Origin of the sequence: Parablautia muri, from assembly GCF_009917485.1 — a bacterium.
GTDB classification, from domain to species: Bacteria; Bacillota; Clostridia; order Lachnospirales; family Lachnospiraceae; genus Suilimivivens; species Suilimivivens muri.
Genome location: NZ_QZDT01000006.1, coordinates 165,011 through 174,711, shown reverse-complemented (window position 1 = coordinate 174,711; position 9,701 = coordinate 165,011). Strand labels below are relative to the sequence as shown.

General features: G+C 35.4%; 19 protein-coding genes. 16 read left to right on the top strand and 3 right to left on the bottom strand.

Features of this window, described 5'->3' with window-relative positions:
• Positions 1–473 precede the first annotated feature (473 nt).
• The 3 genes from D5281_RS06410 to D5281_RS06400 all read right to left on the bottom strand — a co-directional run bounded on the left by D5281_RS06410 (position 474) and on the right by D5281_RS06400 (position 1,757).
• Positions 474–734 (bottom strand): hypothetical protein, encoded by a 261-nt coding sequence (locus D5281_RS06410; protein ID WP_160559330.1) that lies wholly within the window; start codon positions 732–734, stop codon positions 474–476.
• 226 nt (positions 735–960) lie between these two features.
• A complete protein-coding gene (locus D5281_RS06405) occupies positions 961–1,152 on the bottom strand; it encodes a hypothetical protein (RefSeq protein WP_160559329.1) in 192 nt (63 codons plus the stop codon).
• A gap of 83 nt (positions 1,153–1,235) precedes the next feature.
• Positions 1,236–1,757, bottom strand: coding sequence for a J domain-containing protein (locus D5281_RS06400; protein ID WP_160559328.1), 522 nt, complete (start codon positions 1,755–1,757; stop codon positions 1,236–1,238).
• Positions 1,758–1,992: 235 nt separating this feature from the next.
• On the opposite strand from D5281_RS06400, the gene D5281_RS06395 reads away from it, so the two are divergent.
• From D5281_RS06395 to D5281_RS06325, 16 genes are all read left to right on the top strand, one after another.
• Complete coding sequence (locus D5281_RS06395; protein WP_160559327.1) at positions 1,993–2,274, top strand: hypothetical protein; 282 nt, start codon at positions 1,993–1,995, stop codon at positions 2,272–2,274.
• 117 nt (positions 2,275–2,391) lie between these two features.
• Positions 2,392–2,826, top strand: a complete 435-nt coding sequence (locus D5281_RS06390) for a hypothetical protein (protein ID WP_160559326.1) — start codon at positions 2,392–2,394, stop codon at positions 2,824–2,826.
• A gap of 75 nt (positions 2,827–2,901) precedes the next feature.
• The gene (locus D5281_RS06385) at positions 2,902–3,477 is read left to right on the top strand and encodes a sigma-70 RNA polymerase sigma factor region 4 domain-containing protein (RefSeq protein WP_160559325.1); all 576 of its coding nucleotides are present in this window, start codon (positions 2,902–2,904) and stop codon (positions 3,475–3,477) included.
• A gap of 13 nt (positions 3,478–3,490) precedes the next feature.
• Positions 3,491–4,045 carry an ECF-type sigma factor gene (locus tag D5281_RS06380; protein ID WP_160559324.1) on the top strand — a complete coding sequence of 185 codons (555 nt, stop codon included), beginning with the start codon at positions 3,491–3,493 and terminating at the stop codon, positions 4,043–4,045.
• A gap of 48 nt (positions 4,046–4,093) precedes the next feature.
• The gene (locus tag D5281_RS06375; RefSeq protein ID WP_160559323.1) at positions 4,094–4,327 is read left to right on the top strand and encodes a hypothetical protein; all 234 of its coding nucleotides are present in this window, start codon (positions 4,094–4,096) and stop codon (positions 4,325–4,327) included.
• Positions 4,328–4,347: 20 nt separating this feature from the next.
• Positions 4,348–4,656 carry a hypothetical protein gene (locus D5281_RS06370; protein ID WP_277935208.1) on the top strand — a complete coding sequence of 103 codons (309 nt, stop codon included), beginning with the start codon at positions 4,348–4,350 and terminating at the stop codon, positions 4,654–4,656.
• A 61-nt stretch (positions 4,657–4,717) separates the two neighbouring features.
• Positions 4,718–5,311: an HNH endonuclease gene (locus D5281_RS06365; protein WP_160559321.1), complete on the top strand. Its 594-nt coding sequence runs from the start codon at positions 4,718–4,720 to the stop codon at positions 5,309–5,311.
• A 107-nt stretch (positions 5,312–5,418) separates the two neighbouring features.
• Complete coding sequence (locus D5281_RS06360; RefSeq protein ID WP_160559320.1) at positions 5,419–5,736, top strand: helix-turn-helix domain-containing protein; 318 nt, start codon at positions 5,419–5,421, stop codon at positions 5,734–5,736.
• Between the two features lie 6 nt (positions 5,737–5,742).
• Positions 5,743–6,219, top strand: a complete 477-nt coding sequence (locus tag D5281_RS06355) for a PIN domain-containing protein (protein WP_160559319.1) — start codon at positions 5,743–5,745, stop codon at positions 6,217–6,219.
• A gap of 2 nt (positions 6,220–6,221) precedes the next feature.
• Positions 6,222–6,395 (top strand): hypothetical protein, encoded by a 174-nt coding sequence (locus tag D5281_RS25490; protein ID WP_277935207.1) that lies wholly within the window; start codon positions 6,222–6,224, stop codon positions 6,393–6,395.
• Between the two features lie 5 nt (positions 6,396–6,400).
• Positions 6,401–6,592 (top strand): hypothetical protein, encoded by a 192-nt coding sequence (locus tag D5281_RS06350; protein WP_120434842.1) that lies wholly within the window; start codon positions 6,401–6,403, stop codon positions 6,590–6,592.
• 581 nt (positions 6,593–7,173) lie between these two features.
• Entirely contained in the window at positions 7,174–7,812 is a 639-nt protein-coding gene (locus tag D5281_RS06345; RefSeq protein ID WP_277935206.1) for a recombinase family protein, read from the top strand.
• Between the two features lie 103 nt (positions 7,813–7,915).
• Positions 7,916–8,305 carry a hypothetical protein gene (locus tag D5281_RS06340; RefSeq protein WP_160559318.1) on the top strand — a complete coding sequence of 130 codons (390 nt, stop codon included), beginning with the start codon at positions 7,916–7,918 and terminating at the stop codon, positions 8,303–8,305.
• 9 nt (positions 8,306–8,314) lie between these two features.
• On the top strand, positions 8,315–8,572 hold the full coding sequence (locus D5281_RS06335) for a LexA family protein (protein ID WP_160559317.1): 258 nt from the start codon (positions 8,315–8,317) through the stop codon (positions 8,570–8,572).
• Positions 8,572–9,423, top strand: a complete 852-nt coding sequence (locus D5281_RS06330; protein WP_160559316.1) for a hypothetical protein — start codon at positions 8,572–8,574, stop codon at positions 9,421–9,423. Before D5281_RS06335 ends, D5281_RS06330 begins: the two co-directional genes overlap by 1 nt.
• On the top strand, positions 9,423–9,620 hold the full coding sequence (locus tag D5281_RS06325; RefSeq protein WP_160559315.1) for a hypothetical protein: 198 nt from the start codon (positions 9,423–9,425) through the stop codon (positions 9,618–9,620). The genes D5281_RS06330 and D5281_RS06325 overlap by 1 nt, the downstream gene beginning before the upstream one ends.
• Positions 9,621–9,701: the final 81 nt, after the last annotated feature.

Here is a 9,701-nt window from a genome sequence, read left to right as displayed (position 1 = left end):
ATAAAAGCACCTACCTTTCTTATTAACTTATCATAGAAGATCTTAATTTACAGAAATTATTTCACACACTCGAGATTTTATTTTTGGAATGGAAACTACCCCCTCCCCTTTGATATGATAGTTCGGTAGGGTTCCAAAAGCCGAGTGACGTGTGCGCTGAACAGCTATAGCCTTTTGTGAGAAATGATCAGATTCTACTAATGTAAACCTACCGGCATACACCCTTGCGCTTGCTCCCCCTACACCATTATACAGACCATAAACAAGCCACAAATAAGCACTCTACAAACCGATTCTAGCCACCTTCTAGGCGTTACCCTAATATGTATCAATGAAACCATTCCAAGCCGAAAATAAGCCTAAAATCGCATGATAGCCATACAATTACAAGCAAATAAACCGCACATAAAGACTATGCACCATTGTAGCGCATAGTCTTTATCATGTATCACGGTTTATTGTTTACCGTGCTGTTATCTTTCCCAAAAGTAACCGCTTCCATCCTCAAAATACAGTTGCAAGCCGTATTCAGTAGCCGTAAAGTCAACGATTGTATTCATATCCACAATATCATCATTGAATGGTATATATCCGTCTGGTACAACTTCCCTTGTCTCTGTCACTGTCTGTATTTCTGTGATTGTTTCCGCTTGTGTTGTGCCTAACAGATAAGCACATGCAATCATAATTCCCATAGCTGCGATAATTCCGATAGCTTTAATTGATTTCTTCATAGTGTTTGATCTCCTTTTCGTGAATGATATTTTATGATTCTTTCAAGTTAGGGCATAAACCTAAACCGCCATCAATAACAGGCACACGCCTAAAAGCGTTGCGGTGTATACAATCTTTTTTGTCGCATTGTGTGCAGTCGCATTTCTGAAATTCTTCAAAAGTCATTTTCCAGTTGGTATTGTTTTCAAAGTGTTCTTTCGTCATTATATCTTTTTTTCTCCCTTCTTATCTCAAATAAATATCAATTTTCTTTTTCAGTTCTGCAAGCGTTCTTGCTGCATCAAATAAAGCGTTGTCTTCATCATCCGCATAAGCAGTATACACTATTGTATCTTTCTTGATTGTTCCGTCTGCATTTTCTTCATATGATTTTTCGATTTCAAAACCTTTGTACGGTTTTAATAATTTAACTGTCATATCCTTATACCTTCCTTTTCTTATATTTTTATTGTCAGGGTGTAGCCGTTGCGAGTGGTTACACCCTTAATTTTTGCTTGCAGTTATGCTTGTTTAAGTCTCTTTGTTCCGTCTGTCTCTACTTCTGTACTTCCGTAGTAGTTGCGAATGTCTTCCATGCTCAATTTCTTTTTACTTCTTTTCCTGAATGCTTCCGTGTGAAAGTACCATTTCTTTTTTTCTCTAGCCCATTTAAAGCCGATACTCTTTAATGTGTCCTTATAGTCGTATGTGTTACCGTCTACCCATATCCAGCAACCTACAATCTCAATGTTGATACCTTCAAAGGTTATGATCTGCTGTAATACTTCCCTGAGCTTCTGATCTTCCGTGAAGTCATACTTCATATTATTGAAATCTGACTTTGCGTTGTTCTCTTTGCTATCCGCTGATTTGCTTTCGTGTCTATTCTTTAATACCTTGAATAGTCTGTCATATTCAGCATTGATTTCTTGTGTTGCTTCCGTGCTTCCGTCTTTGTTGTCAGGGTGAAACTTCTTTAATAAATCTCTGTACTGTCTTCTTAATTCTTCTAATGTATTCACATCTTTAAAGTATTTACTCATAGGGTGCTACCTCCTTAAAAATAAATGATTGATTGTTTTGTTGTTAAGTCAATTATACACGAATAAAGGTGTACCGTCAATAATGAAATACACGAAAATAAGTGTACAAAATAAACAAAAATATTCCCGATTATTCGTGCATATCGCCAATAGACTATTCACGAATAAAGGTGTATAGTTATTACAAGGTCAAGCAAGACCACAACAAACAAAATCAAATCAGGAGGTAGCCATTATGTGTATGACTAAAAAAGAACTTGAAAGCAAGGTACAGGAGTTTAGAAGTCTGAAAGCAATGAAAGAAGAGCTTGAAAACGAATTGAAAGCGGTTGAGCATTCCATCATTGAGTACATGACAGAAAACGAACTTGACACGGAGATCACCGACACGGCAAAAATCACTTACAAACCACAGAGCCGCACGACATTAGACAAAGAGAAGTTGACAGAAATTTTAGGGGATGATTTGAAACCGTTTGAGAAAACAACTTCTTACAACGTGTTAAGAGTGAAATAGTCCAGCAGTAAAAGGGTAAACGGTTCTTGTGTGGGGTTCGATTCCCCACATACCCTATCGGTAGAAATACCGTAACAACAACATTAATCAATCAAAATGAAAGGTAGGTATTTAACTATGATGAAGTGGAAAGCAAGAACAGAAACAACTAACATCGGCATTTTGGAGCTGGGCAATCTGACATTCAATGAGGACTACATGGAGGTATCTATTGATATTTGCGATATGTCCGACTGTCTGAAAGCTGAAATCAAAAAGGCTGTAGAGATTGCAAAGGTGCAGTACACCAAAGAGCATGAAGCGTTAAATGCTGAATATGGTTACAGTCTTCACACGGTATGGAGTGACAAGCCTGTAAACATGGATTTTACATACTTGCGTGTAGTTCTGGAAGCTGGAAAGCCGATTGATTATAGTATTTGTTTTGGCTTTACAGATACGGTTGATTCGCAAATGGAATGTTGGGATAACAGTATTACGGTTGACTTGTCAGAGCATACAAACGAATTGAAAAAAGCAATCATTAAAGTATTGCTTGACAAGTTCTTTTAATCAGTCAGCGGTAGCAACTAACACGGGGGAGCGAAACAACTCCCCCAACAATTAAAAAATCGGAGGTAGAACACTATGAAAGCAAATGAAGTTAATTATGATAGACCATTGACGGAAGAAGAAAGGGTATTTAGTGCTAACTTAGAAAATTATGATTGGCTTTTTAAGTATATGAGTATAAACAAGTTGGATCAGGAAGAATGGTATGATATTTTGATTCTGCACTATTTAAGGGCAGTTAAGAAGTATCTTAATATCCCGCATTTACAACAATATGAATTTTCAACAATCCTTTTTAGAACGCTGGATAATGCGAGGATAAACTACTTTAGAGATATGAACAGAGAAAAAAGAATGCCATCGGGCGGTATAGTATCCCTTGATTGGGAAGAAGATTCTATGAATGGGAAACGCACTGCACCTATGACATGGATTGATTTAAAACAGTCTGTAGAAAAAACGGTTATGTATCATGAAATGATATCGGAAATACTTTCAAACTTGAATGATGTTCAGGCTGAAATTTTCAAAATGACAATGGAAGAATACAATCGTGAAGAAATTAAAAGGTATCTTGGAATAAAAAAGGGTACATTTTGTAATCGGATGAGAGAAATTAAGCATGTAGTAATTGACTACCTTTCTGAGTAGGGAGGTAGTCACAATGGATAATTATAAATTGGAACCATTAACGGACTTTGAACGGAAATTTGCAACGGAAAACCATAATCTTGTATATGACTTTCTTCATAGACACGGTTACAGTTTGGAAAATTATTATGATATTTCAATTTTCGGATTTTTGAAAGCGGTGCAGATATATAACCGTAGGGAAGACTTACGGAAAAAATACGCTTTCCCCTTTATCAGTCAGCAATATATAAGGTCAGAGATTGGAAACCATTGCAGAATGGAAGATGCAAAGAAACGGAAACCATCTGGAACATTGGTTAGTCTGGATGCGGAATATGCGGAAACGGAAAATTTATATAACTGTATCGGTGTTGTTGGTGGAAAATCGCCTGAATCTGAAATAATGGCAATGGAACGAATGGCGGAAATGTTAAGCAGTTTATCAGACACACAGCGGAAAATTGCGGAATTAAAAGTTGATGGATATAGCAGCAAGGAAATTTATTCAGCATTGGAAATAAAGCCATCAACCTATTATGTAGAAGTGAATCGAATTAAGAAAGTTTTAGCGGAAATGATTGGTTAGGGATATACCCTAATCAGTCAGCAGACAACGGAAAGGACGGAAAATATTATGTTTGATTTTAGAATCATAGATACAGTGGATGGAAACCAGATTATAGATAGGAACCTTAAAACGCCATATAAAGCACTTACTCCGCTTCAGATGGTGGAATATTTGGAAATGGATAACAGGCTTGCTTATATGGACAGGATGGAACGGAAAGCAAGGGCAGAGGCAGAGCGTAGACGGAAAATTGCAAGGAATCCAATATATAAAATTGCTTGCTTGTGCGGATTAGTTTAATCGGAAAGGTGGAAATGAATATGATTACATCAAAATTTTTCAATATGGGAAAAGTAGTTGTTACACACGGAATCAATGAAGTCATGACGGAAGACAGCCGATTTGCAACAGAGGTCAATTTATCATTACAGCGATATACGGTCAAAGATTGGGGATGTCTGGATGATGAAGACAAACAGGTGAATGAGGAAGCGTTAAAATATCCTGATGATCTGTACTTATTGGCAGCATATGAGACTTGCAAGGGGAAAATCTGGATCATTACTAACCGCATATCAGAAAATGCCGGAGACAATGCTACAACGGTATGTTTTCCAAGTGAAAGATAATAGCGGATTTTGTGGACTGTCTGATATATAGGCAGTCTACATCATTAGGAAGGTGGATATTATGGCGATTGTGATTACAAATGGAAATCATTATATTACATATACGGACAGTGGGGCAATAAAGAAAACCACGGATATAAACAGTGCTTTTCAATTCTCAACCGTAGCGGAAGCAATAAAGGGAATGAAGAAAGCGGAAGAAAAAACTAAAAGCTATTTTGTGTTTGATACGCTTACACAGCATATTTTATGGAAGTGGATGACAGAGGAAGAAATAAAGAAAATGCGGAAAAATAAAATGTCTCTGTCAATGGTAAGACGTGATAGCAAAGGAAAAATCAAAAGAAAATCTTATTCAGAGGATACAAGAAAGCTCATATATCTTAATGCTGGTGGACGTTGTGAGTTATGCGGAAGGAAAATATTGCTTGAAGATATGACAATAGATCATATCACGCCATTAGCAATGGGCGGTGAGGATGATGTGGAAAATTTATCTTGTACCTGCTATCCATGCAATTTGTTTAAAGGAAACATTTTACCATCGGACTTTATGGAAAGAATAACAGATATATTTCTGTATCAAATGGAGAGACGGCATAAAGATAGAGTTAAATGGAAAATCGTACATAAAATGTTGAATAAGATGATATGATTTAGTCGGCACTGGTGGAAATTTTCTGTCAGTGCTGATTGAAAAAATGGGAAAGGAGTGTTATAATATACACGAATACAAATGTATATCATAACTGAATGGAGAATATGATGGTAAATTATAATAAACTATGGAATAAATTGAAGGAAAAAGGAATTACAACATACACTATTAGACAAAAGGCATTGATACCGCAAAGCACATTGACAAAACTAAAAATGTGTAGCGGTGCAACAATGGAAGAGATTGAGCAAAAGCTACAGGAATACAAAGATACTCATAACGGAAAAGATTTTATGTGTGATGTGTCAACAAAAACTATTGAGGATATATGCCAGTTGTTACAATGCCAGCCAGAAGATTTGATTGAATGGAAAGTTGATCTAAAACCAGAGTTGGCATATGAAACCAGATTTAAGGAGTGATGCTCTATGCGGAAATTAAAGGTATACTTAGATACATCGGTTATAAGCCACTTGTTACAAGAGGATGTGCCTGAGAAGATGGCAGATACAAGGCAGTTGTGGGAAATGTTTAAGGATGGGAAGTATGAGGTTTATCTGTCTACAGTGGCTTTAGAGGAAATTGCAGACTGTCCAGAACCGAAAAGAAGCGAGTTGAGGAAACTTTTACAGCAGATTGATTTTGTTACATTAGATATATCGGATGAAATGGAATCAGTTGCACATAAAATTATTGATATGGGAATATTAACTAATAAAAGCTATGATGATTGTCAGCACATTGCGGCGGCAGTTGTTACAGAGTGTAATTGTATCATATCTTGGAATTTTAAGCATATTGTAAACATTAAAACGATTCATGGGGTAAGGGCAATTACTAATTTGACAGGATATAAACCGATTGACATTCTTAGTCCTACAGTTTTATTAGAAAGTGAGGGATGATAATGGAAAAACCTATTTTAAGTCCTAATTTTACAATCGAAGACATTCACAAACTAAGAGAATACAACTATGAACGGACAAAAGATATGACACCATCAGAAAGACGCAATTATTATAATGAGCGTGGTAGAGCGTTTCTGAAGGAAATTGAAGCTGGAAGATTGCAGAAGGTGTAATTGTTATGGAAGCATTGGTTATTAGTCCTGATTTTACCATTGAGGATATTCACAAGATCAGGGAACAGAATTATGAACGGATAAAAGATATGACAGTAGCGGAAAAGGTTGCGTATTACAACAATTCCGGCAAAGAAGCGGAAAAAGAAATTGAACGGAGAAGAGCATTAAAGCGGAAAGCTGTAGCGAGTATGTAAAAACTTAACATTTTGAAATCAGTCAAACTTGTTTAGCCGGAAAATCAAAATGTTAAAAATGTGGGAAGCACCAACGGATTAATCATCTGAAGGTGCTTTCTTTGTGTCCTGCTGCCTATTATGAATTTCATTAGTAGCAGATTGTAAATACATATTGTGCCAGGTCATTTTGGTGGATTCTTGTTTTAGTTCGCTGATCCGTTTATCTAAATAGTGGTCGAGCCAATTCATAAGCCAATGAGGAAGTAACTTTTCTGGAATCCTTTGGATAATGGAAAATGCTATGTCCTCAGCTTTATTATGGAAATTCTGAAAGAATTCTTTTAATCGGTTACGGTCTTTAATTTCTATGTCTATTATTATCACTCCCTTAAAAAATTTTTTGTGTATTTTGGAAATTTCAGAACTTTCTTATTATTTATAGTATAGGTCAGAGTGGATAAAAAGACAATGGATTTTGATGCTTTGACCTTATATGAAAACAGTTGATTTCATGTAAGGCGGTTAGGGAATCATTTTCTTTGAGAAGGGAGTGGAAAATCTTATATGAAAATAGTTATGGATTTTGTGGAGTGATTGAGATGGAAAATAAAATATTTGCTTATATGAGGATATCGACTAATCATAAAACACAGAAGACAGATAGACAGAGACAAGCTATCATTGAGTATTCTATATGCAATGGATTCAATATAGATGAATTTGTTTCTGATATTATCACTGGTGGAACAAAGGCGGATAACAGACCAAATTATCATAATATGAAGAAACAACTTAGGAATGGCGATACGCTGATCATATCTGATATAGACCGATTAGGGAGAAATGCAGATGATGTGATAGTGGAAATAAAAGATTTACAGTTAAAAGGAATTAGGGTAGTTGCTTTAGATGTTCCATTCCTGAATGATTGGGAAAAGATGAATGATGATAGTCTATCAAAGATGATTATTGATATTTTTGTTACTCTAAAGGCGCATATAGCACAGCAGGAAAAAGAGAAAATACATGACAGAGTTATGCAAGGTTTGGATGTGGCAAAGAAAAAGGGAAAGAAGTTAGGAAGACCAGCTACAGGAGTACCAAAGGAATTTATCAAAGAATATAACAAACTTCAATCAGGCGAGTATGGAAGTATTTCAGTTGTACAGTTTGCAAAGCTACAAGGTATAGCTGTGAGTACCTTCTATAAATATGTGGGGATATTGAGAGAGAAATAAAATTATTTTAATTTTCTTTAGAGTAATCGGTTGGAAACTTATTATATATAGAAGGAACAGAAACAAAAACAGACTTTAAATAGATAGATGGAGGATAAACAGAATGAACAATAACAACGTGGATATGACAAACAATGAGATTTTTCGCTTGGGTATGGAAGTAGGACGGAAACAGTTAGCGGATCACATTGTTCATCAATTCGAGATTGGTAAGCCGGTAGAAATCAATGGGAAATTGTACTGGTTAAAGGATGCGAAGCAGAATCTAATGGATATTATGGATGATATTGAATCCACATGGAATGAAGAGCATGGAGTGAAAAAGTTCATTGTTCCTATCAGTATTACTTACAATACCAGTAAAAGATGTAGAGAAGTAATTGTTGAGGCAGAAAAAGCAAAGACCGCTATGCTAATCGCTATTGGAGATTTTCAGCGTGACGGTTGGATTGTAGATACGGATTATGAGAACTATAAACAGTTTAAAGGATAGGTGAAAGCTATGGAGAGTGGAAACAAGCATATAAAAGGAACAGGACGGGAACGAGTGTATAACTTCATTGTAGAGTTTATCAAGAAGAACGGATATGCGCCGAGTGTCAGAGAAATTTGTGTTGGAACTGATCTTAGTTCTACATCAAGCGTATATGCTCATTTACTGAAACTGGAAGATGAAGGAAAAATTGAAATGAAAAAGAAATCTACCAGAGCAATAAAGGTGATTGGTTTTCAGTTCGTGAAGATGGAGGAATCGGCATAATGGGAAATCGTAGATTTATTGTGTTGGATATACAGGCGGATTATCCGTTAGAAAATATAAAACCACATATTTTTTATAGGATTACATTAGAAATTAGTAAGGAAAATAGAAGATATTTTTATATCTTTATTCTAAATGGAAACTTCTATTTTGAAAATCTGTCTTATAGAAAAAAAGAATTAATGACATTGGAAGATAGTCTTGAGGTTTATTATTGCTGTTCTATTGAAAAGGTAAAAAGATTTATTACAAAAACAAATATTTCACATTTACTGAAACGTGATAAAAAAATTAGTTTGGAAACAATAGACGATTTGCGAATTGTGCTTATGGAATGTGGATATAAAAGAGAAATAAAGTTCAATGAGTTCCATGAAGCTGAACGCGAATTAAAGTCAGATTTCAGCAAGTGGCATAAATATGATGATTTTCATTTTATAGCAAAAAAATTAAATCCTAATGCCAACCCAGGGGATGTGAAAATGGGTAGTACGCCTTTTGGATCAACTATTATATTAGATATGATTTCGGATAGACGGAAACAAAATGTTCCTGATTGCATAAAAGAAGAAATAATATACTGGACAAATACTATGTTAGAAGAATATTTGATAGATATAAAAGATGTTCGGTTTTTGCTTCATGCTGAAATAGAATTTAAAGTAATTGGTACATTATATAGGAACTATAGGGTAGAGATAATTATGATTGGCGAAAACAGAAAGCAATTACATAAAGCACATTTTTGCCTTTGTGATTGTGAAAAGGAACAGGAAAATGCTATGGAGGAATATTTCAAGAATGAATTATTTCCTGATAAAGTAGTTGATATAAAGGGGGATTCAGCGTAATGGCAATAAAGAAATATAGATGCAGAATTAACTGGCTTAATGGATGTGAGTTTTTTGATGTGATAGTAAAAGCAAATTCAGAAAGAAAAGCGAGAATAATAGCGAAAGAAAAAGTAATCAAAGAAAAAGGTTATCATTTCTTTATGGTATGTGGTTGTGAAGAGATTACGGAGGATTCAGCTAATGGCAACAGATAGACAGACACCATGCTTGTATTATGTGTGTGCTGGACTATGCAAGAAAGGCAGAAAGGCGGATCATGCTCATTATTGCCAGCA

Excerpts from the sequence above, each read along its gene's own strand:
- D5281_RS06410 (WP_160559330.1), bottom strand. The coding sequence starts at position 734 with ATGAAGAAATCAATTAAAGCTATCGGAATTATCGCAGCTATGGGAATT.
- D5281_RS06405 (WP_160559329.1), bottom strand. The coding sequence starts at position 1,152 with ATGACAGTTAAATTATTAAAACCGTACAAAGGTTTTGAAATCGAAAAA.
- D5281_RS06400 (WP_160559328.1), bottom strand. The coding sequence starts at position 1,757 with ATGAGTAAATACTTTAAAGATGTGAATACATTAGAAGAATTAAGAAGA.
- D5281_RS06395 (WP_160559327.1), top strand. The coding sequence starts at position 1,993 with ATGTGTATGACTAAAAAAGAACTTGAAAGCAAGGTACAGGAGTTTAGA.
- D5281_RS06390 (WP_160559326.1), top strand. The coding sequence starts at position 2,392 with ATGATGAAGTGGAAAGCAAGAACAGAAACAACTAACATCGGCATTTTG.
- D5281_RS06385 (WP_160559325.1), top strand. The coding sequence starts at position 2,902 with ATGAAAGCAAATGAAGTTAATTATGATAGACCATTGACGGAAGAAGAA.
- D5281_RS06380 (WP_160559324.1), top strand. The coding sequence starts at position 3,491 with ATGGATAATTATAAATTGGAACCATTAACGGACTTTGAACGGAAATTT.
- D5281_RS06375 (WP_160559323.1), top strand. The coding sequence starts at position 4,094 with ATGTTTGATTTTAGAATCATAGATACAGTGGATGGAAACCAGATTATA.
- D5281_RS06370 (WP_277935208.1), top strand. The coding sequence starts at position 4,348 with ATGATTACATCAAAATTTTTCAATATGGGAAAAGTAGTTGTTACACAC.
- D5281_RS06365 (WP_160559321.1), top strand. The coding sequence starts at position 4,718 with ATGGCGATTGTGATTACAAATGGAAATCATTATATTACATATACGGAC.
- D5281_RS06360 (WP_160559320.1), top strand. The coding sequence starts at position 5,419 with ATGATGGTAAATTATAATAAACTATGGAATAAATTGAAGGAAAAAGGA.
- D5281_RS06355 (WP_160559319.1), top strand. The coding sequence starts at position 5,743 with ATGCGGAAATTAAAGGTATACTTAGATACATCGGTTATAAGCCACTTG.
- D5281_RS25490 (WP_277935207.1), top strand. The coding sequence starts at position 6,222 with ATGGAAAAACCTATTTTAAGTCCTAATTTTACAATCGAAGACATTCAC.
- D5281_RS06350 (WP_120434842.1), top strand. The coding sequence starts at position 6,401 with ATGGAAGCATTGGTTATTAGTCCTGATTTTACCATTGAGGATATTCAC.
- D5281_RS06345 (WP_277935206.1), top strand. The coding sequence starts at position 7,174 with ATGGAAAATAAAATATTTGCTTATATGAGGATATCGACTAATCATAAA.
- D5281_RS06340 (WP_160559318.1), top strand. The coding sequence starts at position 7,916 with ATGAACAATAACAACGTGGATATGACAAACAATGAGATTTTTCGCTTG.
- D5281_RS06335 (WP_160559317.1), top strand. The coding sequence starts at position 8,315 with ATGGAGAGTGGAAACAAGCATATAAAAGGAACAGGACGGGAACGAGTG.
- D5281_RS06330 (WP_160559316.1), top strand. The coding sequence starts at position 8,572 with ATGGGAAATCGTAGATTTATTGTGTTGGATATACAGGCGGATTATCCG.
- D5281_RS06325 (WP_160559315.1), top strand. The coding sequence starts at position 9,423 with ATGGCAATAAAGAAATATAGATGCAGAATTAACTGGCTTAATGGATGT.